Source organism: Nocardia yamanashiensis, assembly GCF_021183565.1.
GTDB lineage: Bacteria > Actinomycetota > Actinomycetes > Mycobacteriales > Mycobacteriaceae > Nocardia > Nocardia yamanashiensis.
In genome coordinates, this window is sequence record NZ_CP089226.1 from 6843356 (window position 1) to 6866990 (window position 23635).

A 23635-nucleotide genomic window follows, 5' to 3' on the forward strand; every position below is an offset into this window, starting at 1 on the left:
GCACCTTCTCGGTAACCACGCAGCGTCGCGCGCTGCTGCCAGAGTGCGCGGATTTCCGCTCGACCACGTGTCTTTGAGTTCTCGCGGTTAGGAGCCTGTATGTCCAACGGTCCGGCGAATGTTTCACGGGAAACAACGTCCCGGGTGCCCGGCATGCTCGATGGCGGCAACTTCGATGTGGAGGAATTCAGCCGGACGCCGTTCGGGAACATCTCCCCCACCGAGACCCCGATCGCGGCCGAGGCGCAGCGCGCCAGCCAGGTCCTGCACCCGGGCACCGCGACCATCCCGCGCCCGAAGGAACAGCGCATCTTCACCATCGCCAATCAGAAGGGCGGCGTGGGCAAGACCACCACGACCGTGAACCTGGCGGCGGCACTGGCGATCCAGGGCATGCGGGTGCTCGTCATCGATCTGGACCCGCAGGGCAATGCCAGCACCGCGCTGGGCATCCCCCACCACTCCGGCATCCCGTCCAGCTACGAACTGCTCATCGGCGAATTCTCGGTCTCCGACGCCATCCAGCAGAGCCCGCACAATGAGCGGCTGCTGTGCATCCCGGCCACCATCGACCTGGCCGGCGCCGAGATCGAACTCGTCTCCATGGTCGCCCGCGAGGGCCGGTTGAAGACCGCCATCCAGGAAGCCAACCTGGCCGGGTACGACATCGACTACGTGATGATCGACTGCCCGCCGTCCCTCGGTCTGCTCACCGTCAATGCGATGGTGGCCGCCAAGGAAGTTCTCATCCCCATTCAGTGCGAGTACTACGCGCTCGAAGGCGTGGGTCAGCTGCTCCGCAATATCGGTCTGGTGCAGGCGCACCTGAACCCCGAATTGCATGTCTCCACCGTCGTTCTCACCATGTACGACGGCCGCACCAAGCTCGCCGATCAGGTGGCCGAGGAAGTTCGCGGCCACTTCGGCGAAGCGGTACTGCGCTCGGTCATCCCCCGCAGCGTCAAGGTTTCCGAGGCGCCGGGCTACGGCATGACGGTCCTCGATTACGATCCGGGTTCACGTGGCGCCATGAGCTATTTGGATGCGGGGCGTGAGATCGCGGCTCGTGCGGCGAGTCGTACCGCGTCCGGGGAGTCCCCGGACGCACAATCCGGTGTGTAGTGCTGAAGTGTCGCAGTGAGAATTCTCGGGTGCGGTGGACAAGGAAAGGCGGGTCGGTAAGCCGATGAGTCAGGCGAAGAAGGGTGGACTGGGGCGCGGCCTCGCGGCGCTGATCCCGACCGGACCCGCGACCACACCCGGCGGGCTCGGCAGTGCCGCCGCCAATGTCGTCATCGGCATCGACCCGATCGGTCCGACGCCGCCGTCCGCTTTCCTGCATCGCGTCCCGGATCCGGTCGAGGAGACCGATGCGGGCGCGGTGTACAAGGAGATCCCGCCGGCGCAGATCGAGCCGAATCCGAAGCAGCCGCGCGACTACTTCGACGATGAGGCGCTCGCCGAACTGGTGCACTCCATCAAGGAATTCGGCTTGATGCAGCCGATCGTGGTGCGCCAGATCTCCGCGCTGCCGGAGCCGCGCTATCAGCTCATCATGGGCGAGCGGCGCTGGCGGGCCAGCAAGGAGGCGGGGCTGGAGGCCATCCCCGCCATCGTGCGCGAGACCGCCGACGACGCCATGCTGCGGGATGCCCTGCTGGAGAACATACATCGGGTGCAGTTGAATCCGCTCGAAGAGGCGGCGGCGTATCAGCAGCTGCTCGAAGAGTTCGACGTGACGCACGAGGAATTGGCCACCCGAATCGGCCGCTCCCGACCGGTCATCACGAATATGATTCGGCTGCTGAAACTTCCGATTCCGGTGCAGCGCCGGGTCGCGGCCGGCGTGCTCTCCGCCGGGCACGCCCGGGCCGTGCTCGCCCTGGAAGCCGGACCCGAAGCGCAGGAAGCTCTCGCGGCGCGCATCATCGCCGAAGGGTTGTCGGTTCGCTCCACCGAGGAAGCCGTGAAGCTGGCCAACTCGAATCCGGATACCGCCGCTCCCCCGGCGCCCAAGCGCAAGCCGATCCAGATGCCCGGTCTCCAGGATGTGGCGGAGCGGTTGTCGGAGTCGTTCGACACCCGCGTCACCGTGAGCCTCGGCAAGCGCAAGGGCAAGATTACAGTCGAGTTCGGATCGATCGACGATCTGGAACGAATTGTGAGCCTGACGGAGCAATCCAAGCTCTGACCTGGAACCCCGGGACGAAACGTCACTGTGACAGTGGCTGATTTCCGGGGACTCTCAGGGGCATCGCCATCGCATCCCTCGGACGGGATTCCGGTGGCGTGCCCCCTACCCCAAACTGGAATGAGGCACGATCCCTTGATCGCTTATTCTTGCTGGCGAGCCGATGTAGAAACCGATGCGGCTTGAGTGTGGATGAATCCGAAAGCTGGAGGCTGAGCAGAGCGGTGTCGACCAGCGTTACCGCACTTTCCCTAGGCGGACTCGACAAGCTTCCCGGCCACGCACGGCGGTGCGTGTTCTGGGAGATCGATCCGGCGGTGGCGGCGGACTGTCAGGATTTCAGCGACCCGGTCTTCGAGAAGGAGGCCTGGTTGTCGACCGTCATGCTGGAGTGGGGCTCCTGCGGGCAGGTCGCCATGGTGGACGGTCAGTCCGCAGGCTGCGCCCTGTACTCGCCGCCGAGCGCCGTCCCGCGGGCCGGGCTGTTCCCCACGTCCCCCGTGAGCCCGGATGCGGTCCTGCTGACCACGCTGCGGTCCGAATTCCAGTACCACGACACCGATGTAGCCATTCAGCTCATTCAGGCCGTGGTGAACGATCTGGTGCGGCGCGGCGTGCGGGCCATCGAGGCCTTCGGGTTGCGCTGGGATCCGCCGACCGCGCAGATGCCCGATCGCGAACTCGGTTCCATGACCCTGATGCAGCGCATCGCCCCCACTCCCCTGCGCACCACCGCGAGCCTGTCGCCGAATGGCCCGTGCTCGCCGGAGAACTGCATGATCGACGCGGATTTCCTGGAGGAGGTCGGCTTCAAGGTGGTTGCCGCGCATCACCGCTTCCCGCGGCTGCGGCTGGAGCTCGATCACGACCACCTGTGGAAGGAAGACGTGGAGCGCGCGCTGGATCAGCTGCTCGCCGCGGCGGCCATGACCGCCCCGGGCCGCGTCGCCACCTTCTGACCTACCGGCAAACGAAAACCCCGCCTGCCCGATTCGGGAGGCGGGGTTTTTCTGTGACTCGTGAAATTCGTTGTTTCCCGTGAAACCAAGCGCTTTCGGCAACCGCCTCAGAGGCGATCGGCGGCGGCCAGTTCCTCGGCCAACAGTTCGGCGAAAGTGTAGGTGCCGGTGGGCTGATCGTCCTGGCCGAGCAGGTACAGCCGCTTGACCGAGATCAGGATGGCTTCGGCGATGACATCGCGCATGCGCGGGTTGGTCAGCACCGAGGCGTCGTAATCGTTTGTCAGGTAACCGATATCGACCTGCACGGTCGGCATCTTGGTGAGCCGCAGCAGATCCCAGGTGCGGGCGTGCGTGCGGCAGTCCTGCAGGGAGGTGCGGGCCACGATCTCGCGCTGGATGAAGCCGGCCAGCACCTGGCCGATCATCGAGGTGGAGCCGTGCGAATTGCCGAAGTGGAAACTGGCCACGCCGCTGGCGGATTGGCTGTTGTTGCCCGCGCAGCGCAGCGAGATCATCAGATCGGCGTCGAAGGTATTGGAGGTCTCGGCGCGCTCGGCATCGGAGGGGTTGGCGCCCCACGGGCGGGAGAGGAAGGTCTCCATTCCCGTTGCGGCCATGCGGCCTTCGAGGCGGCTGGCCAGATCCCAGAGGATCTCCGATTCGTAGACGTCACCGAACTCGGTGGGCACGGGCGCGCCCTTGTCCGGTCCGCCCAGGCCCGGATCGATGACGATGCGCTTGCCGGTGAGCTGCGGCCCGGCTCGGTGCACGACCTCTTCCTCGGCGATGCGATGCGGGTTGCCGCCGGTGACGCGCGCGCCCAGCAGATCCAGCGAGCGCAGCGTGTCGGGACCGCAGATGCCGTCCGCGGACAGCCCGATCTCGCGCTGGAAGGAGGTGAGCCCCTCGTGCGTGTGCGGCCCGAAGTACCCGTCCACCCGGCCCACGTAGAAGCCCAGATCCTGCAGGCGGCGCTGCAGGGTGGCGACGTCGTCGCCGTAGAGCGGGGCCGAGAGCTGGTAGATGAGCGTCCGCGCGCCGAGCCGGTAGGAGGCTTCCTTGAGCGCCCGGTAGGTGGCCGGTCCGACCACGCCGTCGACCAGCAGTCCGCGGTGCTGCTGGAAAGCGCGCACCGCGGAGTCGAGATCGTGGTCGAAGGAGGCGTCGGCGTCCTTCCAGTACTCCCCGTTAAGACCCGACGGGTCGGTATGGGAGTGCGTATGCAGGAACCCGAGGCTTGCGAGGGTGCTCCGAACCTCTGCTACGGCTGGACCTGTATCGCCGTGACGAAGTCGGTGCATGCGTGAGAGCCCTTTCCTTCCGCCAACCCGGGTACCCACTCATGCGCAGGTTCAATCACCTTCGCACGACCGGAGCGTCGGTCGATTGTCTCAGACCCGGACCGAATTTCGGCAACTGTCGAGTGCAGGAATCCTAGCGTGGCGCTGCGGTAGAAGGCCGGAGGAGGAACCTGTCGGCTCCCGCTCCGGCCTCCGTCAGCGCGCAAATCCTACCCAGTGTGGTCAGAGAACACCCTCGAGTTCGCGCAAGAGGGCCGCTTTGCCCTTTGCGCCGACGATCCGCTTGACTTCCCTGCCCCCTTGGAACAGGACCATAGTAGGCAACGACAAGATGCCGTACGTCTTCGAGGACTCCGGGTTGGCGTCGGCGTCCACCTTGGCGATGGTGATCTTGTCCGAATTGCCGGCCGCGATCTCCTCCAGCACGGGGGCGACCATCTTGCACGGACCGCACCAGGCCGCCCAGAAATCGACCAGTACCGGCTTCTCGCTGAGCAGCACGTCGTCGGCGAACGTCTTGTCGGTCACCGTCACGGTCGCGGTGGTCTTGGCGTCGGACATGTCGTACTCCTTAGTTGTTCACTTCGACCGGCGCACCGGCGTGATCGAGGGTATTGCTGGTGATGTCGCCCTGCTCGGCGAGCCAGCGTTCGGCGTCGATGGCCGAGCGGCAGCCGGTGCCCGCGGCGGTGATGGCCTGGCGGTAGGTGTGGTCGACCAGGTCGCCGGCGGCGAACACGCCGGGCACCGAGGTGTAGGTGCTCTGGCCCTGGACCTTCACGTAGCCCTCGTCGTCCAGCTCGACCTGGCCGCGCACCAGTTCGCTGCGCGGATCGTGGCCGATGGCGACGAACAGGCCGGTGGCCGCGAGCTCCGAGGTCTCGCCGGTGCGGGTGTCGCGCAGGGTGAGGCTGGTCACGCTCGAATCGCCGTGCACCTCAACCACTTCCGCGTTCAGGATGAAACGGATCTTCTCGTTGTTCTTGGCGCGCTCCAGCATGATGCGGGAGGCGCGGAACTCCTCGCGGCGGTGGATGACGGTGACGCTGGCCGCGAACTTGGTGAGGAAGGTCGCCTCCTCCATGGCCGAGTCGCCGCCGCCGACCACCACGATGTCCTGGCCCTTGAAGAAGAAGCCGTCACAGGTGGCGCAGGCGCTGACGCCGCGGCCGAGCAGCTTCTGCTCACCGGGGACGTTCAGGTAGCGGGCCGCCGAGCCCATGGCGAGGATCACGGCGTAGGCCTCGTGGGTTTCGCCGCCCACGGTGACCTTCTTGATGGTGCCGGACAGGTCGAGGGCGTCCACGTCCTCGGTGCGGATGTCCGCGCCGAATCGCTTGGCCTGCTCGCGCATCTCCTCCATGAGGTCGGGACCCATGATGCCCTCGCGGAAACCGGGGAAGTTCTCGACCTCGGTGGTGGTCATGAGCGCGCCGCCGAACTGGGTGCCCTCGAAGAGCAGCGGTTCCAGCTCCGCACGCGCCGCGTAGACGGCTGCCGTGTAGCCGGCGGGACCGGAACCGACGATGATCAGGTCGCGTACAGGCGTACTCAAGAGGCCCTCCGAGGCAGTTGTGAAACGAGCGTGTGGGTCAACAACAGCGTAAACGCTGACATTCCCCGCTCTTCGTGGTGTTGGTTTCGTGGGGGCTGCGCCCCCACACCCCCATCAGGAGTGACCTGGGGGCAAGCCCCCAGACCCCCGAAAAGGAGGCGCCGGTCACCCACGCGCTGATGCGGACGGGTGACCGAAGCGGAAGTTCCGCCCGCTCCCTCGAACGGAAGTCAGGGCTGGCTGGAGTTGTGGTTGAAAACCGTTGAGGCGGTTGGTCAGCCGATGTCGGTGTTGGCCAGGAGCTGGGGGTTGGCCGGCGTGCAGGTGTTGCCGAGGACGGCGGCGGTTATCTGCGGGGGTTTGGGGCCGGCCAGCAGGACCAGGACGGCCTGGGTGCCGGCGTAGGTGACGCTGCGGGTGCCCAGGACGGCGCGGCCGAGGCCGGCGGCTTCGAGGCAGTCGTCGAGGGCGGTGCCGCTGGCGAGGGGGCCGGTTATTTCGTGGCGGCCCATGGCGGTCAGTACTTCTGTGCTGGAGAAGTCGGGCGCGAGGGCGGGGGCCGCGGCGCTTTGTTCGGTAGCGGGGGCGGTGGTGCGGTTCTGCATGGCGTCCACGGCGACCACTCCCCCGGCGATGACGGCGGCGGCCGCGGCGGCGGCGGTGACCCAGCGCAGGTTGCGGGAGAGGTTCTCGTGGCGGACCGGTTCGGTGTCGTCCGGTTCCTCGCCGTGGTCGAGGTCGGGGTGGTCCAGGTCGCGGGGGTCGAGGCGACCGGTGTCGAAGATGGCGGCGTTGACGGCGGGCATGGGGGCCGTGGACGGCGGGACCGGCGGCTGCGGGGTCCGGTCGGGGTGGAGCTGATGCACGGTGGCGACTCGTTCGGCGGTGTCGGTGAAATCGGCGGTGGCGAGGTCGTCGATCATTCGTTCCAGGCGTGCGGAAACGGCATCGGGCATGGGGTGGACGATGCGGCCGGCGCGGCCGAGTTCGTGCAGCCGGTCGTTCACGCGGTCGAGCGAACGCAGGTAACGCACGGCGGCCGGGTCGCGGCGGACCTGTGGCCACAGCTGTTCGGATTCCGCGGCCGGGATGAGTCCGGCGTGCAGTTCACCGAGCAGTTCGGTGGAGAACCGCGGCGCGGCTGTCCCTCCGGTCTTCTCGTCCATTGCCCCTCCAGGGCCAGATGTGGGAATTCGCAGACCTTCTCGAGTATTCGACGTACCGGTGTGAATACCGGTTCCCGCTATCTTGCTGGATTTCGCGCGAAATCAGGAGTTCTCGGGGCCGAGATGTTCGACGAGTCGCCGCCGCCCCCGCGCGCACCTGCTCTTCACCGTTCCCTCCGGAATGCCGAGCAGCGCAGCGGTATCCGCGACGGAGTAGTTCTCCAGCTCGACCAGGACCAGCACGGTGCGCTGTTCGGCGGGCAGCCGGAAGAGCGCGTCGTCGAGTAGCAGGGTGGCGTCGAGGGCGGCGAAATCGTCTCGGGGATAAGCGGGTTCGTACGGCGAATCGTCGAGCAGCGGTTCGGTGCGGCGGAGTTTGTTGCGCCGGATCCGGTCCACGCACGCATTGAGCACGATGCGATGCAGCCAGCTGCTGACCTCGGAGTCGCCGCGGAAGTTCCGCGCGCCGCGGTGCGCCGACAGCATGGCCTCCTGGAGGCAGTCATCGGCGTCTTCGGGCGAATAGGAGGCGCGCAGCGCGGTCTGCCAGAGATGATCGCGATGCCGCCGCAATAGCTCCGCGAACGCGTGCCGTTCGCCGTGGGCGTGTGCGGCGAGCAGATCGCGATCGGAGGTCTCGGTGACGGGCGGCCGGGACCGGACGGCGTTTTCCTGCGCTGACGACAAATGCGACCCCTAGTGCCGGTGAGCTCTTGCCAGGGAATACGCAAGATCGTATCGAAGATAACGATTCGGTAGCAATGGATCGGCCGGAAAAGGCGCAGCTAGCGAGGCATTTTCGGGCGAATCCGACACCGCGACCGGTCCGTTTTGCGGGCTTCGGACCGAACGATGAAACCGCGGCATTGCGGTGATCGGCGAGCGGCTCCGCGGGATGCTCACGCGGGCGCGTCAGCGGGTACTACGGTGCGGCTTCGAAACGCAGTTCGGAGATATTGGACTGGTACTGCCCCCCGTTTTGGCCGAGCGCGGTGATCCAGACGAGCACGTAGCGGGCCGGCTGATCGGCCTGCACCGCGATCTCGGTGACCCCGTTGCCGAGCGTCGCCGCCCCGATCAGCTGGGTCTGATCGAGGGTCGGCGAGGCGGTCGGCGCGGTGCGGATCTCGACCTGGGTGCCGGGCGTGGTCGAGTCGATGATCACCTTGGTGAGCTTGCTCGGACTGCCCAGCGTGGCCACCACCCCGACGCCCTTCTTGAGCGCCGGGAACTGCTGGAAGTACTGGTCGGTGCGCCACAGCGTGGTCGGATTGTTGTCCAGCACCGCCCCGATCTGGCCGATGTTGTCCGGCGTCCCCTCGGGCGAGAACACCATGGCCCCGGTCACCGGCACCGGCACGCCGCCGGTGGCCGCGGCGGCCGGAGCCTCGGACGAGCCGGGCACCGCGGGTGCGGCGCTGGCCGTGGTGAGCCCGATATTGCGCTGTTCGTTGAGCGGCTGATCGGAGGCGCCGGGCGCGAACACGCTCAGCAGCCACCAGATGATCACGCCGACCACCAGCGCGGCGAGCACGCCCAGGCCGACCAGGATCCACATCATCCGCTGCGACCGTTCCTTCTCGGCCGCAAGCAGTTCCGGATCCGCGAGCGATTCGTCCGGCGCGCTCGGCGGGCGCTGGCCCAGTCGCAGCACCGGAATGAAATCGGTCTTCTGGTCGACCACGGACGCCTGTTCCAGCACGTGCTGGACGGTCGCCGCGGTGCGCACGCCCTTATTGGATTCCAGCGACCGCACCGCGACCGCCGAGATCTCGAAGGGCACCTCGGGCCGAATGGTCCTGGGCTCCACCGGAGTTCCGTCCGGGCCGAAATCGGCCAGCGGCAGTCCGCCGACGGTGGCGGCCGAACCGGTCACGCCGCCACTGCGAATGGGCCAGTGCGCGGTGATGAGCGCGTACAGCATGGCGCCCAGGCCGCGCACGTCCGATTGCGCGTCGGAATCCGACAGCGTGCCCGGGAACGCCAGCACGGCATCACCGGTGGCGCTGATCCGCACCCGGTCCGGATGGTCGATGGACAGCGATCCGCCGCCGCGATGCGCCATTTCGGCCGCCGCCGCGAGCGCGCGAATGGCCCGCGCGGCTCCTATCGGCGACGGCACGGTATCGGCCATCTCCTTGAGCGAGCGGCCCGGCGTCCATTCCGCGACCACGATGCCGCCGGAGGACCCGCGCACCACGTCGAGCACGCGCGCCAGACCGGGCGAGTTGATCCGCCCGAGCCGCAGCGTGCGGGACAGGATGGCCTGCGGCCCATCGTGTCCGGAGTTGTCGGCGTCCTTCTGGTCGGCGTCGACGAAGGTGAGCGCGACCTCGCGGTCGAGTTTGACGTCGAGGGCCTGCCAGAAGCGCAGTCCGCGCGCCCCGCCGTGCCCGGCCAGCAGCCGGTAGCGGCCGCCGGCGACGGACGCGCCGGGAATCAGCTTGGGCCCGCGCTGGACTCGCTTGGTCGGCGACTCCACCCGCATGGGCGGCATCTGGGGCGATATCGCCTCGTAGACGCCGGTTTCGGGGCCGGATTCGGGTTCGTCCTCCGGTAGGTTCTCCGGTTCGGAATCCACGAATTCGGCCTTGGCGCCCGGCTTTCCGCTCTGCTGCGCCGCGGTCGGGGGCACATCGGTGGACAGCCCGCCGCCCGCGTTCGCAGTAGAGTCGGCGGCCGGGACACCGCCCGCCGCGTCGTCGCTCACCCTCGCTCCTCCTTCGCCCTGGTATGCCGAGGTTCGCCGGGCCGGAACATCCTGTGACATGCGGACGGCATCGTCCTGCGCCTTTCTGACGTCGCTACCCGAGCTCGCGCGGGAATCGTCCGGCTCGGTCCGAGTTGTGGGCTCGTCCGGGCCGGTTCCGGCAGTTGCGCTTCTCTGCCGAACAGGGTACGGGAGTTCGCCCGTACCGGTGATGTCAACCGCATCGGGTCGGATGACGGGCAGCACCATGGTCTGCGCGTCGAGGTACGGATCGAAGCGGTAGTAGTACGGCGCGGCGCGCAGATCGGGTCGCGCCAGCACGGTGGTCTCGTGAATGTCCTCGACGACGCCGCCCTCGAGCCCGAGATCGGGTGCGGGCGGGGTGATGCCGAGGCGGCGGGAGACGGCGACCGTGATGGCCACGATCTCCGGGATGCCGGCCAGTCGCATGAGGCCGAAGGCGACGCCGAACATGATGATCGCGGTGAGACCGACGCGGACCATGGAGCCGATGCCGCCGAAGGAATCCGAAAGCCGGTGCAGGCCCAGGATTTTGTCCACGATCAGCATGACCGCGCCGCCGGCCAGGGAGGCGCCGACCACGCGGGTCACGGTGCGGCCGACATTGGTCATGCGCAGATCGCCGAGGCTGCGATGCAGCAGCCAGCCGCCGATCACCGCACCCGCGACGAAGCCGAGACCGTTGGCCGCGCCCAGGGCGACCACCACTTGATCATCGGCGAAGAAGACCGGCGTCAGCAGCGACAGCACGATCTTGACGCCGGTGATGCCGAGGATGATCCAGGTCGGCGTCCACGCCTGTTCGCGCGCGTAGAAGACCCGCAGGTGAATCAGCACCAGCGCGTAGGGAATCAGCGTGAACGCCGATCCGGACACGGCTTCGCCGAGCCGGTGCGCGTCGTTCTGGCCGAAGCGGCCGTAGGACAGCAGCGCGGCGCCGATCTGCGGTCCCGCCAAGGTCAGGAAGGTGACGATGGGCACCAGCGCGATCATGGTGAGGCGGGTCGCGGTGCCGAGATCGTCCACCACGGCCGGTGTGTCGTCGGCGGCGGCATTGCGGGACAGCCGCGGCATGATGGCCGTCAGCAGCGTCACGCCGATCACGCCGTACGGGAATTGCAGCAGCAGCCAGGCGAATTGGTAGATGGCCGGGCCGGCGGTGTCGACGCTGGAGGACACGTGCGTGCTGACCATCCAGCCGACCTGGCTGATCCCCACGTACAGCAGGATGGCCGCGCCCATGCCCGCGAACTGCTTGAGCCGGTCGTCCACGCCCCACAGCGGGCGCAGGTCGATGCCTTCGCGGCGGATGGCGGGCAGCAGGCAGGCCACCTGGACCACCACGCCGAGCGTGACGCCCACGCCGAGGAGCAGCAGTTTCGGCTCGCCCATCCGGACGGGATCGAGGGTGATCTCACCGGGGGTGATCCAGTAGAGGAACAGCACGACCAGCACCACGACGTTGTTCCACACCGGCGCCCAGGCACCGGGTTTGAACACCTGATGGGTGTTGAGGATGGCCATGATCAGCGCCGACATGCCGTACAGCAGGATCGCGGGCAGCAGCAGATACGACAGCGCCGTGGTGAGGCCGGAACTCACCTTGCCGCTGTCGGAGACGAGCAGCGAGGTCAGGATCGGCGCGATGGCCAGGGCGATGAGCGTGCCGATGCCGAGCACCGTGAACGCCACGGTGCACAGCCGCCGGACGAAGGCCGCGCCGCCGTCGGGGTCCTCTTTCTCCGCGCGCACCAGGGTCGGCACCACGATGGCCGTGAGCACCGCGCCGAGCAGCAGTTCGGAGATCATGGCGGGCAGCGTGCTGGCGACGGTGAAGGCCGAGGCGATGGCCGGGCCGAGCACGGTCAGCAGCATGAGCTGTTTGCCGAAGCCGGTGATGCGGCTGATCAGGGTCGCGATGGCCATGGAGCCGGAGTCGCGCACCAGTCGCGCGTTGGAGTTCTCGGCCTTGGCGCTTTCGGGCAACTGTCCGGTCGTGGTCGCGCCCGGCACCTTGCGCGGCAGCGATTGCGCTTGCCGCGGCATCGGATTCGAGGCGGGGCCGGCGGCGTAGCGTTGCGGGCCGGAGGCCGGACCGCCGGCCCGGCGTCCTTGCTGCCCCGAGGTGGGCCCACCCCGGTAGCGCGGTTGCGCGCCGGAGGCCGGTCCGTCGGCGTAGCGCGGCTGGGCGCCGGAGGCCGGTCCGTCGGGATACCGCGGTTGCGCGCCGGAGGCCGGTCCGCTCGGGTAGCGCGGCGCACCGGGTTCGTCGGCGTAGCCGCGCGGATTCGATCGCGGCCCGCCGTACTGCGGATTCGATTGCGGCGGCGTTGAATACCGCCCCGCGTCGTACCCCTGATCCTGATCGGATGGCGCGCCGTGTCCCCAGTGGTAGCGCTCCTCGGGCGCGATCCGGCCGTCCGGCCCGGGTCGTGCGGGCGCTGCTCGCGGCGGCTGCGGGGGCTGCGGCGGGCGCGGCGGTACCGGCTGCTGCCCGGTGGGCCGGCGCAGGATCGGCCCGGATTCGGGTTCGCGCGCCGGATTCAAACGCGGACCGGACGGTTGACCGGGTTGTTGACGCCCCGGTGCTCCCGGTGGATTTCCGGTCGGCACGTTCCCTCCTCCTGCTCCGGGCCGGCGGCCGGGTTGCCGCGTGCCACGCTCCCACGGTGCCGACGGCGCGCGCCGCGGCGGCGGTCCGTCCGGTCCTTCCCGCCGCCCCGGCACCTCGGGACGGCCACCCACCGAGAACCGCGGCGGCACATTGCCGGGCCCGCCGAAGAGCTCGGGATCGTCGTAATGGCCGGGTGCGTCGTAGTCGTCGGGCCCGTCGTAGCCCGGATCGGCGTCCCCGGACCACCCGGAGCCGCGACCGGAGTCTTCGGGACGACCGGGACGGCCCGGTTGTCCCGGACCTTCCGGTCGGCCGGATGAGCGCGGCCCGCCGTACTCGCTCACCGTGTCTCCTGTCGTTTCAACTCCTGTTTCCGCGCGCGCCGGTACCGGTTGACCCTGCGACGTGTTCCCGGGTCCAGCCCTTCGTCGGCCGGATCGGACTGCCCGCGGAAGCGGTGCCAGAGCCGGCGACCGGCCAGCAGGAGCAGCAGTACGAAGGCGCTCGCGGTAATTATCGCCAACACCTGACCGTAGGCGTTGGACCGCACCGATACCGAAACCTGATTGCCGAGCGGGACCCCGTCGGGGGTGCTCAAGGCAATGGGAATCACCAGGTTCCGGCTGTCGGACACCTCGGTCGGGACCTGGAACGAGCGGGTTCCCTTGGCGGGCAGCACCTGTTCGCCGATATCGGTGATGTTGGTCTCGGCGGGCGCGTCGATCCGGAACTCGACCCGGATGGCGACCGGCAGATCATTGCGCGCCACCAATAGCAGTGGGCTCTGTTCGGAGGCCAGGGTGTACACGCCGCCGGGCGGCAGCACCGTCACCGATCCGAAGAGCTTGTCCAGCGTCCGCCCGGTCTGATCCAGCCGCCGCTGCGCCGAGGTATCGGCCTGCGCGCCGGAGGCCCGCCGATCGGACAGGCTCAGCACCCGGATCAGGTCGTCGCGCAACGGATTCAGGAACGCGCGCGGGCTCAGCTCCTGCTGCGGCACCTCGACCAGCGCGTTCATCATCTCGGTAATGCGTTGCGCCTGTTGCCGCACCGGTTCGACGAAATGCGCCGGCACCGCCTCGCTCGCCGCCTGGGACAGGTAGTCGAGTTCGTACGGCTGCGGATCCGGCGCCTGCGCCAGCAGATCGGTGAGCGCGCGGGGCGCCGCGAGATTGGTCCGGAACAGCAATTGCAGCTGCCCCAGCAGCGCCGTCGCCTCCTCCTTGTTGGCTCCCCACTGCTGCGGCGGCATGAGCAGCGCCGAACGCGGCCGTCCCGGTTGCGGATTCAGGGCCGTCCAGGTGATGGCGCCCAGCGCGTCCTGCAGGCGCGCGGCCCGCGAATCGTTGGTCAGGTCGTAGCGCACCTTCTCCGGCGTGAAGGGCGGCGTCGGCGGATGCGAGCCGACGGCGGCGAGCGCGGTGGCCGCCCAGATATCGAAGGTGGCGGCCTTGAGCTCCGGCGCGCCCGGCGCGGCATCGCCGATTCCGGCCAGCCGCACCATATCCGGGCTCACCGGCTCCGGCGCAGCGGCCGCGGGGGCGCCCGGCGTCTTCGTGCTGACCAGATTGGTGCGGCCCTCGCCGGTGGTCACCGCATTGTCGGCCAGCACCGCCGTCGTGTACCCGTGATGGGCCAGCAGCGCCCCGGCCTCGTTGTCGATGCTGCCCGCGTCCGGTACCGCCACCCCGCGCACCGATTTCACCGCCAGCAGCGAATCCACCAGTTCCGCGGGCGCGTTCAGCGCCCGGTCGGCGAGCGTGACATCGCCGGTCGCGGCCAGTGCGCCCGGATCCACCTGCGCGAACGGCAAGGCCACCACGCACATGCCGGAGGCCAGCGTGCGCAGTCGTTCCAGCCAGGTCTTGGCGGCGTGCGCGCCGGTGCCGGAGCGGGTCGGCCCTTCCGGATCGGACGGACTGGCCAGCACCCGGTAGCCGTCGATCATGGACGAGACGGTGATCAGCAGATCCGGATCGACGGCCAGGCAGAGCGCGCTGTTGAGCACCTTGTCGCGCTGGCCCTCGGTCTTGAGCGAGGTCTCCAGCGCCGCCACCAGCTGATCGAGCCGTCCGCCGGCGGCGAGCGAACCGGCCAGGTCGTCGTCGGTGAGCAGCGCCTGCCCGTCCGGCGAACCGGGAATCCCGGCGACCAGGCGCGGCCGGTCGGCCAGCGGCCACAGCATGGTGGTGGCGACCGGCGCGTCGGCGGGCGGGGTAACCGGCGGGGCGGCAGGGGTTTTGGCGTCGGCCGCGGCGGGCACGCCGAGCACCGGCAGCAGGAACCGCGCGTCGTCCAGGCGGGCCTGACCGCCGTAGGCCGGTTCGCCGTTCACATTGAGCAGCAGCGGGTAGATGCCCGGCGCGGTGATGTCCAAAGCCGAGACGCCGCCGGGCAGTTCGCCGCCGGCCTGCAGAGCGACGGTGAGGCTGAACTGTTTCCGCTGGCCGGGCGTCAATCGTTCGGCCACGTCCTGGAATTCGCCGGTGACGTCGTAGTTGATCTGATCGAGCCGCAGCGTGGAGCGCAGCCCGCTGGGGGTGCCGACCGCCGCGGCGCGCTGGATGCGCACCGCCACATCGTCCACCGGCCGGTCGCCGATATTGGTGATGGTCCCCGACACCACGAAGTACGGGTCGCTGGTGGCGGTGATGGTATTGGGCGTCACCGAATCCAGCGACAGCTTCAGGAATTTCGGCGTGCTCGGCGCACCGGCGCCATTGCTGCCGCTGGGTTGCGCGGACGCGGGCAGCCCGCCGGTCAGCACCGTCAGCAGCACCGCGATCAGCGACAGCACCCAGCGGTGCAGCTTCCGCTGCGTTCGATTCGGTGTAACCGCCGCGGTGTCTCGCCCAGCACGCTCGGACCCCGCACGCGTCATTGTCTGCCGTTCTCCATCCGGTCGATCAGCCGGTTGGCGACCTCGGCCAGCCTGCGCTCGTCGGCGTAGGCGAGCCGGGAATCGAGTTCGCTCAACGGAACCCACGCCACCTTGGTGACTTCCACGTCGGCGTCGGATAATTCCCCGCCGAGCGATCGCATCAGATAATGGTGCACCGTCTTGTGTACCCGCCGGCCCTCGGTCACGAACCAGTAGTCGATGCTGCCCAGTTCGGCGACCACCGTGCCGTGGATACCGGTTTCCTCCTGGACCTCACGAATGGCGGTCTGCTCGGCGGTCTCACCCTCTTCGATATGGCCCTTGGGCAGCGACCACAGCAACCGTCCACGCCGGTCGGTACGCCCGATGAGCGCGGCACACCGTTTCTCGCTGGGCCCGTCGAGACCGTCCACCACGAGCCCGCCCGCGGAGGTTTCGCGGACCGTGCGCATGCGTGGTTTCGGGGCACCGGCGGGTTTCGCCGCACTACCGGCCGAACCGCGGCGCCGGGGCTGGCGGCGGCGATTGTTCGCGCGATCGGCCGGGGACACGGCGTCAGTCTAGCGGTGAGAGCGGGCGCTCCCGCTCTACTGCGCCCGCACTCGTGCGGCTCATCGCCGCATGCCAGGTAGAGCCCGGTGCCCACACGGCACGCCGACCTCTCGACCGAGGGGGGTTCGGGGGCGGAGCCCCTGAGAGCCCCGGAGAGTTCGGTAATGTGCGTATTCGTGGTTTCGCCGAAGTCCGAGGAAGCAAGCGTGGATCGCCGTACCCGATTGCTCGCCGCGGCGGCGATAACTCTGGGACGGCTCTCCGACGTGTTGACCCCATTGGGTGAGCTTTTCGCCGCCCATGGCCATCAGCTGTATCTGGTGGGCGGGAGTGTGCGCGACGCGGTGCTCGGCCGGCTCGGCACCGATCTCGACTTCACCACCGATGCCCGGCCCGAGGTCGTGCAGGAGTTGATGCGCGGCTGGGCCGACAATCTGTGGGACACCGGCGGGCTCGCCTTCGGCACGGTCAGCGCCTCGAAGGACGGCCAGCAGCTGGAGATCACCACCTTCCGCGCCGACACCTACGACCGGGTCTCCCGCAATCCCGAGGTGACCTTCGGCGACACCCTCGAAGGCGATCTGGTCCGGCGTGACTTCCGGGTCAATGCCATGGCCGTGCGCATCGGTGAGCTGGGCGAACTCGAATTCGTCGATCCGCTGGGCGGTGTCGAGGATCTGCTCGAGGGCGTGCTCGACACACCCGCCGCGCCGGAGGACTCGTTCCAGGACGATCCGCTGCGCATGTTGCGGGCCGCGCGGTTCGTATCGCAGCTGGGGTTCACCCTCGCGCCGCGCGTGCGGGCAGCCATCACCGCCATGGCCGGCGAGATCGACCGGATCACCGCGGAACGCATTCACACCGAACTCGACAAGCTGATCGGCGGCGAGTACCCGACCGACGGCATCGACATCATGGTGGAGACCGGGCTGGCCGAACGGGTGCTGCCCGAGGTGCCCGCCATGATGCTGGAGATCGACGAGCACCATCAGCACAAGGACGTCTACCAGCATTCGCTGACCGTGCTGCGGCAGGCCATCGACCAGGAGGAGGGCGATCCGGACCTGGTGCTGCGCTGGGCGGCGCTGCTGCACGACATCGGCAAGCCGCCGACCAAGCGCAACGAGCCCGGCGGCGGGGTGAGCTTCCACCATCACGAGGTGGTGGGCGCGAAGATGGTGCGAAAGCGCATGCGCGCCTTGAAGTATCCGAAGCAGTTCACCGAGGACGTGGCGCGGCTGGTGTACCTGCACCTGCGGTTCCACGGCTACGGCAAGGGGCAGTGGACGGATTCGGCGGTGCGGCGCTACGTGACCGACGGCGGCGACCTGCTGCCCCGGCTGCACAAGCTGGTGCGCGCGGATTGCACGACCCGCAACAAGCGGCGGGCGGCGCTGCTGCGTTCCACCTACGACGATCTGGAAGTGCGCATCGAGCGGCTGAAGGAGCAGGAGGATCTGGATCGGGTGCGTCCGGAACTGGACGGTAACGCGATCATGGAATTGCTTGGGCTGCAACCGGGTCCGGACGTGGGTAAGGCGTGGCGGTTCCTGAAGGAATTGCGCCTGGACCGCGGCCCGATGGAGCCGGAAGAGGCGAAGGCAGAGCTGCTGAATTGGTGGAACGGGGGTTCGGGGGGCGAAGCCCCCTGAGAGTTACGAGAGTTGTCTCCGCACTAGAAGACGATGAGCGTGGTTCCGGCGACGATGGCCGACCGGATCTGCGCCAGATCGAACGACCCGGTCAGTCCCGGTAGGTCGGCCGCGAATTCGATCATGTCGCCCGTGCGCTCGGCGCGACTGATACGGGCTTGATTCGGCAACTGCGTCAACGGAATCGGCTTCAGCATTGTCATCCGCTTGGGCGCGCGCACTTTCCGCCAGTACGCACTGTGCACCTTGACGACCAGCACATTGTCGACGATCTCGGCCTCGGCGAGTGCTCGGATCCGCCGATGCCGGTGCTTGGCCAGCACCATCCCGTTCGCCGCCGGCGCCAGTTCCCAGTCCGGCTGCCAGGTATTGATCCAATCCAGCAGCGCGGCAACGGAGATGACGCCGCTCAGTTCGAGCTGCTGACTGCGCAGTTTGGTCGGCACGCCCGGGATCAACCGCACCCCGTGCGCGATCACCGTCAATTCCTGAATCGGATGCGTATTCCAGAACAGTTCGGTGAGCACGGTTTTCGATTGGAAGTGCGCCCCGCGCCTGCGCACCTTCAAGGTGTGCAACGTGGCCCGCAGATCATGTCCCAGAAAGGTCGCGCTGACCTCCTGCCCGCCGAACTGACTGAGAATCCCCTCCGACAGCAGCGTCATGAGCACGTCGGGCATGAGCGCGGTGACGGTCCCGGCCCCGAAATCCGCCACCGGATCCAGCCAGGCGGTGGTGAAGCTGGTCCACTGGTCGACCCAGGTCTGGTCGAACAGCCGTTTGCCCAGGTCCATCCCCAGGTCCACCGCCCGCAGTGGAGACCAGGACTTCGGGTCGAAATACGTGGCCATGATTGGTTCGAGCGTAGCGGTCGCAGATGACATCTCCAGGCTTCGCCCTGCGATCCAGGTCACATCCCGGGGACCGGTGCGCTCTGGTCAAGCGGCGGCCAGCGCGCGCAGGCCGTCGGCACAGGAGGGATATTGCGGTTTCCAGCCGAGTTCGGCCTTGGCCGCGGCATTGGCGACGCGCATATTCACCTTGGTCATGGCGTGCAGGTAGGACATGGGCAGCAGCGCCCAGTTCGGCACGGTGATGGGCTTGGGGGTGCGGAAGATATCGGCGACCAGCCGCAGGTGCTCCCCGAAGCCGACCGGCTGGTCGTCGACAATGTTGTAAGCCGCACCGGGAGTGCCGTTCTCGACCGCGAGCGCCACCGCCCGCCCCGCGTCGACCAGATTCACCCAGGGCAGCACCCGCCCGTGATCGTTGACCCCCGGCATCCGTTTGCGCAGCATCTCGACCACGGCCTCGGTGCCGCCGGGCCCGTAGAACAGCCCGTACCGCAGCGAAATCCCTTCGATACCCGGCGTATTCAGCATGAGGTGCTCCTTGACCCGCATGCCCTCCAGATGCCGGGCCACGGATTCGTCTCCGTCCCGGCCGAATTCGTCCTGTTCGGTGAGAACGCGCTCGCCGAAGTCCCGGTATCCGTATCCGAGCACCATGGATTCGGCGATCATCCGCCGTGCCCCGACCAGCTTGGCGGCTTCCACCAGATTCCCGGTGCCGGTGATCCGCAGATCGTCGGTGGCGAACATATCGCGATGCTTCATGGGCGCCTTGTGCAGCGCGGTGGCGGCGTGCACCACGGTGTCCACCCGCAATCCTTCGACGGCCCGCAGCAGCTGATCCCGATTCATCAGATCCGCCATGACGTCGGACCCCGCGCCGCGGCCCAGGGTGACGACGGCGTACCCCTGCTGCCGCAGCGCGTGCGTGATGTGGCCGCCCAGGACTCCGCTCGCCCCGGCCACCAGTACCTGCTTCGTCTCGTTCATGTCCATGGGACAGGCGTTGCCCCGCATCCGTGACACCACGCCCCTGTGAACCAGGTCACGATCCGGTCGCTGAACGGCGCCTGTTGTCGCCGTCCGCCGTCGCGACCACAATCGAACCTGCGACCGGGAACGAGCAGCGGCTGGGAGAACATATGCCCGTGGATCTGAACAGCGACCTAGGCGAGGGTTTCGGCGCATATCGGATGGGCGACGACGCGGCCATGCTGGACGTGGTCACCAGCGCCAATATCGCCTGCGGTTTCCATGCCGGAGACCCGTCGATCATGCGCCGCACCTGTGCGCTGGCTGTCGAGCGGGGTGTACGAATCGGCGCCCACGTCGGCTACCGCGACCTCCCCGGCTTCGGCCGGCGCGCCATCGACATCGCCCCCGCCGACCTCCGCGACGAAACGCTGTACCAACTCGGCAGCCTCGATGCCTTCGCCCGCGCCGCCGGCGACCGCGTCCGCTATGTGAAACCCCATGGCGCGCTGTACCACGCGGCCGCCGCCGATCGCGCCCTCGCCGACGCCGTGGTCGCGGCCCTGCGCGAATTCGATTCCAGCCTGGCCCTGTTGGGCCCCGCCGGCACCGAAATGGAAGCGGCCGCCACGGCCGCCGGAACTCCCTTCATCGGTGAGGGTTTCGCCGACCGGGCCTACACCCCCGAGGGCCTGCTGGCTCCGCGCGGCCTTCCGGGCTCGGTCCTCGGCGAGGACGATGCCGTGGCGCAAGCGCTTTCGATCGCCCGCACCGGCAAGGCCGCCACCGTGGACGGCGGCACCGTCGCCGTCCACGCCGCCAGCATCTGCGTGCACGGCGACTCCCCCGCCGCCGTCGCAATGGCCCGCCGCATCCGCACTGCCCTCGACGATTCGGGCGTCCCGCTACGCCCCTTCGCATGACCGGGGCGTCGGTGAGTTCTCCGGCCGGGGAGATCCGGGCGGCGGGTGATCGTGCGCTGCTGGTGATTCCAGCTTCCAGGGAGTCGGTGGCGGAGCTGGTCGCGGCTTTGCGGCAGCGGCCCGAGGGGGTGCTGGATGTGCTTCCCGCAGCCGAAACCGTGCTGGTCACACTCGTTTCGGCGGCTGCGGCGGAGCCCGTGCGGCGGCGGCTGGAAGCGCTGCTGGCCCGCTCGGCAGCGCGGGCGCGGGTGCCCGCCGGGGCATACGGTCCCCGGGATCGGCCCGCCGAGGGGGCCGGCCGAATGGAATCCTCGGTGGGCGGCAATGGTTTCCGCTCCGAACCGGTCGTCATCCCCGTGCGCTACGACGGCGCGGATCTCGACGCGGTGGCCCGGCTGCTCGGCCTGACCCCGGCCGAAGTGATCGCCCAGCACACCGGGACGATCTGGCGTTGCGCCTTCGTGGGTTTCGCGCCCGGGTTCGGTTATCTGGAATCGCCGGACGGCCGATTGACGGTGCCCCGCCGCGAGCAGTCGCGCACCGCGATTCCGCCGGGCGCGGTGGCGCTCGCGGGTGGGTATTCGGCGGTCTATCCGCGCCGGAGTCCGGGCGGCTGGCAGTTGATCGGCACCACGGCAGCGCCGATGTGGGATGTGGACCGGGATCCGCCCGCGCTGGTGCGGGCGGGGACGCGGGTGCGTTTCGTGATCGCGGAGGCGGCGCGATGACGGCGATCCGGGTGAAGCGGGTCGGTCCGCTGGCCACGGTGCAGGACCTGGGGCGGCCCGGGTGGTTCGATTCGGGTGTCGGAATGTCCGGTGCGGCGGATCGTTCCGCGCTGCGGCTGGCCAATCGGCTGGTCGGGAATCCGGAGGGCGCGGCGGGAATCGAAGTCCTGCTGGGCGGGCTGGAACTGCTGGCCGAGCGGCGGCTCACGGTCGCCGTCACGGGTGCGGCGCTGCCCATCACGCTCGACGGCCGGGCGATGGGGATGTCGAGCGTGCTGGAAGTAGAGGAGGGCCAACGGCTTCGGCTGGGCTGGGCGACCGCCGGATTGCGCAGTTATCTCGCGGTGCGCGGCGGCCTCGACCTGCCGCCGGCACTGGGATCGCGCAGCCGCGACACGCTTTCGGGCATCGGCCCCGAGCCGCTGCGCGCCGGTGACGTGCTGCCGATCGGCGCTCCGCCGCGCGTGCATCCCATCGTGGACGTGGCTCCGGTGCCGCCGCCGCCGGACGGCGAACTGGTGGTGCACGCGGTACCCGGTCCCCGCGACGACTGGTTCACCGATGCCGCGGCGCTTTTCGCGGGCGAATGGCTGATCTCCTCCGACACCGATCGCATCGGAGCCCGCCTGGATCGGCGCTCGGGTCCCCCGCTGGAGCGGCGCGTGCGCGGCGAATTACCCACCGAGGGCATGGCTTTGGGCTCGGTGCAGGTCCCGCCGAGCGGCCAGCCGGTGATCTTCCTGGCCGATCACCCGATTACCGGCGGCTATCCGGTCATCGCGGTGGTGGTGGACGCCGACGTGGACGCGGTGGCGCAGGCCCGCCCGGGTCAGGCGCTGCGGTTCCGCCGCGCCCCGTGACCCGAATTCACTTCAGCGCCACGTGCATCAGATAGACGTTGTAGCTGTTCCAGGCCGACATGGTCAGGTACAGGTCCGTGCTCGTCGACCACGGATGGATGAATCCGCCGTACGCCGTCGGATAGTCGTCGGTGTCGATCAGCGGCGCCGGATCGCTCCACGCACCCTGCGGTTCCGCGGCGGTACGCAGCACGATGCGATGCGCCGTGACATCGAGATACACCATCTGCCACAGCCCGGAGCCCGCGTCGTGCCGAATCGACAACTCACCGACCGGCCCGGAAACCAAAGGGCTGACCAGTAATTCGCTCGCCCCATTGGCGGAGACCCACGTGCCGCCGATCCAATACTGGTAGGCCGATTTGTTCAGCACCTGGTCGGCGCGCACCCGCCCCAGCCCGATGGTCCCGTAGCGGCCGTTCGGCGTACCGAACATATAGATGTAGTCCCCGTGCGGCACCATGGCCGAAACCTGGAAGCGTGCCGCGCCGAGGAAGTTGTCCCATTGCGCCCACAGCGATTTGGTCCAGGTGCGGCCGTTGTCGTCGGACCAGGCCAGCCCGCCGCGATTGGTCACCCACGCGCCCGGCATCCGGCTCCAGGCATTGATCGACATATAGCTCAGGTACTGCCGCCCGCCGAGGGTGAAGCCCGAGGTGGGAATGGTGGTGACCTCGAAATTCTCGATCTTGCGGCTGTCCAGTATCTCGGCGGCGTGGCAGCGCGTGTCCTGGACGAAGCTGTCCAGGGTGAGGCCGTCGGCCAAATTACGGTCGGTGCTGTAGGCCAGGGTATTGCTGCGCCAGTCCTGATCTCCGGTGCCGGCTCCCGGCGGCTCCCAGCCCTTGCCGAAGGTGTCGCCGAAGACCACCGCGACCTGTCCGGGCCCGGTCTCGTAGATCAGCCCGAGGTCGGTGCCGTCCACCGACCAGCGCATATCGGTGCGATTCTCGGAGCCGTGCCCGGTGAGCTGGCCGACCAGATCGACGGCTTCGACCTGTGGCAGCGGGATCGGCGCGGCGGCCGGGCCGGGTTCCCACGGTTGCGGATCCACCGCCGGACCCGGCTGCGGTTCCGGCGGATCGCCGCCCGGCACCGGGATGGGGACGGTCTCGGTCCGCGGCTCGAGCTCGATCTTCGGGAGTTCGATGTTCGGGAAGATCCCGGGCGGCGCGGTGGTGGTCGCCGGCGGTGCGGTGGTGGTCGGCTCGTCCGGATTCGGTTCGGGTGCAGTGGTTTCCGGCGTGGCCGTGACCGGCGCCGGCTTGGGACTGTCCCGGATGTCCGGGCAGGGGTTGTCGCACGGATTCGCGGGCAAGGGCGCGGGATCGATCCGCGTATTGTCCGGCCGCGGACCGGGCACCGGCACCGGCACGAAGGTCGGCACCGGCACCGTGATGCGAATGGTCGGATCCGGTTGCGCGGGTGCGGGTTCCGGTGCCGGTTCGAGCGGTTCGCGCAACAGCGGATCGAAACCGGTTTCCCCGCAACTGTTCACGGGCGGCGGCGCCCAGGGATGCGGCGCGCCCCGCGCCGGAGTCACCGGCAACAGTCCCGCGCACACGGCAAGAGCACCCGAGAGGGCCAGTGCGGCAGGGATTCCGATACGCGCGGGCGGGCCGAGCGGGCGGAATCGCATGCGTCGTGAGCCTCCTCATCGGGCTGGGACTCCCACCGTATCGGTTCCCGCGCGACA

At 68.7% G+C, this 23635-nt stretch carries 18 protein-coding genes; 7 read left to right on the forward strand and 11 right to left on the reverse strand.

Annotation, left to right across the window (positions count from 1 at the left end; translation table 11 throughout):
* Window positions 1–99: 99 nt before the first annotated feature.
* From LTV02_RS31550 to LTV02_RS31560, 3 genes are all read left to right on the forward strand, one after another.
* Window positions 100–1122 carry a ParA family protein gene (locus LTV02_RS31550; protein WP_233035358.1) on the forward strand — a complete coding sequence of 341 codons (1023 nt, stop codon included), beginning with the start codon at window positions 100–102 and terminating at the stop codon, window positions 1120–1122.
* A gap of 64 nt (window positions 1123–1186) precedes the next feature.
* Window positions 1187–2191 carry a ParB/RepB/Spo0J family partition protein gene (locus tag LTV02_RS31555; RefSeq protein ID WP_233035359.1) on the forward strand — a complete coding sequence of 335 codons (1005 nt, stop codon included), beginning with the start codon at window positions 1187–1189 and terminating at the stop codon, window positions 2189–2191.
* Between the two features lie 224 nt (window positions 2192–2415).
* Entirely contained in the window at window positions 2416–3150 is a 735-nt protein-coding gene (locus LTV02_RS31560; protein WP_067717819.1) for a hypothetical protein, read from the forward strand.
* 107 nt (window positions 3151–3257) lie between these two features.
* On the opposite strand, the gene LTV02_RS31565 is transcribed toward LTV02_RS31560, so the two are convergent.
* The 8 genes from LTV02_RS31565 to LTV02_RS31600 all read right to left on the reverse strand — a co-directional run bounded on the left by LTV02_RS31565 (window position 3258) and on the right by LTV02_RS31600 (window position 15952).
* The gene (locus LTV02_RS31565; protein ID WP_233035360.1) at window positions 3258–4454 is read right to left on the reverse strand and encodes an N-acetylmuramoyl-L-alanine amidase; all 1197 of its coding nucleotides are present in this window, start codon (window positions 4452–4454) and stop codon (window positions 3258–3260) included.
* Between the two features lie 222 nt (window positions 4455–4676).
* Window positions 4677–5015: a thioredoxin gene (gene trxA / locus LTV02_RS31570; protein ID WP_067717813.1), complete on the reverse strand. Its 339-nt coding sequence runs from the start codon at window positions 5013–5015 to the stop codon at window positions 4677–4679.
* 10 nt (window positions 5016–5025) lie between these two features.
* Window positions 5026–6009: a thioredoxin-disulfide reductase gene (trxB, locus tag LTV02_RS31575; protein ID WP_233035361.1), complete on the reverse strand. Its 984-nt coding sequence runs from the start codon at window positions 6007–6009 to the stop codon at window positions 5026–5028.
* A 275-nt stretch (window positions 6010–6284) separates the two neighbouring features.
* Entirely contained in the window at window positions 6285–7175 is an 891-nt protein-coding gene (locus LTV02_RS31580; RefSeq protein WP_233035362.1) for a hypothetical protein, read from the reverse strand.
* 102 nt (window positions 7176–7277) lie between these two features.
* Entirely contained in the window at window positions 7278–7862 is a 585-nt protein-coding gene (sigM, locus tag LTV02_RS31585) for an RNA polymerase sigma factor SigM (RefSeq protein WP_233035363.1), read from the reverse strand.
* Window positions 7863–8097: 235 nt separating this feature from the next.
* Window positions 8098–11952 (reverse strand): murein biosynthesis integral membrane protein MurJ, encoded by a 3855-nt coding sequence (gene murJ, locus LTV02_RS31590; RefSeq protein ID WP_233041776.1) that lies wholly within the window; start codon window positions 11950–11952, stop codon window positions 8098–8100.
* A gap of 908 nt (window positions 11953–12860) precedes the next feature.
* Window positions 12861–15401: a DUF6049 family protein gene (locus LTV02_RS31595; protein WP_233035364.1), complete on the reverse strand. Its 2541-nt coding sequence runs from the start codon at window positions 15399–15401 to the stop codon at window positions 12861–12863.
* Window positions 15398–15952 carry an NUDIX hydrolase gene (locus tag LTV02_RS31600; RefSeq protein WP_067826128.1) on the reverse strand — a complete coding sequence of 185 codons (555 nt, stop codon included), beginning with the start codon at window positions 15950–15952 and terminating at the stop codon, window positions 15398–15400. The genes LTV02_RS31595 and LTV02_RS31600 overlap by 4 nt, the downstream gene beginning before the upstream one ends.
* A 165-nt stretch (window positions 15953–16117) precedes the next feature.
* Between LTV02_RS31600 and LTV02_RS31605 the strand changes: the two genes are divergently transcribed.
* Window positions 16118–17605 carry a CCA tRNA nucleotidyltransferase gene (locus LTV02_RS31605; protein WP_233035365.1) on the forward strand — a complete coding sequence of 496 codons (1488 nt, stop codon included), beginning with the start codon at window positions 16118–16120 and terminating at the stop codon, window positions 17603–17605.
* 23 nt (window positions 17606–17628) lie between these two features.
* On the opposite strand, the gene LTV02_RS31610 is transcribed toward LTV02_RS31605, so the two are convergent.
* Both LTV02_RS31610 and LTV02_RS31615 read right to left on the reverse strand, forming a co-directional pair.
* Window positions 17629–18456: a hypothetical protein gene (locus tag LTV02_RS31610; RefSeq protein WP_233035366.1), complete on the reverse strand. Its 828-nt coding sequence runs from the start codon at window positions 18454–18456 to the stop codon at window positions 17629–17631.
* 87 nt (window positions 18457–18543) lie between these two features.
* The gene (locus LTV02_RS31615; protein WP_233035367.1) at window positions 18544–19446 is read right to left on the reverse strand and encodes an NAD-dependent epimerase/dehydratase family protein; all 903 of its coding nucleotides are present in this window, start codon (window positions 19444–19446) and stop codon (window positions 18544–18546) included.
* Between the two features lie 152 nt (window positions 19447–19598).
* Here LTV02_RS31615 and LTV02_RS31620 point away from each other — a divergent pair, with 152 nt between their 5' ends.
* Genes LTV02_RS31620 through LTV02_RS31630 form a run of 3 tightly spaced genes read left to right on the forward strand, consistent with a single transcriptional unit; the run spans window position 19599 to window position 21939 of the window.
* On the forward strand, window positions 19599–20351 hold the full coding sequence (locus LTV02_RS31620; protein ID WP_233035368.1) for a LamB/YcsF family protein: 753 nt from the start codon (window positions 19599–19601) through the stop codon (window positions 20349–20351).
* A complete protein-coding gene (locus tag LTV02_RS31625; RefSeq protein ID WP_233035369.1) occupies window positions 20348–21079 on the forward strand; it encodes a 5-oxoprolinase subunit B family protein in 732 nt (243 codons plus the stop codon). Before LTV02_RS31620 ends, LTV02_RS31625 begins: the two co-directional genes overlap by 4 nt.
* Window positions 21076–21939, forward strand: a complete 864-nt coding sequence (locus tag LTV02_RS31630; RefSeq protein ID WP_233035370.1) for a 5-oxoprolinase subunit C family protein — start codon at window positions 21076–21078, stop codon at window positions 21937–21939. Before LTV02_RS31625 ends, LTV02_RS31630 begins: the two co-directional genes overlap by 4 nt.
* Before the next feature lie 7 nt (window positions 21940–21946).
* Here the strand turns inward: LTV02_RS31630 and LTV02_RS31635 are convergent, their stop codons facing one another.
* Window positions 21947–23578, reverse strand: coding sequence for a DUF4185 domain-containing protein (locus LTV02_RS31635; RefSeq protein ID WP_233035371.1), 1632 nt, complete (start codon window positions 23576–23578; stop codon window positions 21947–21949).
* Between the last annotated feature and the right edge of the window lie 57 nt (window positions 23579–23635).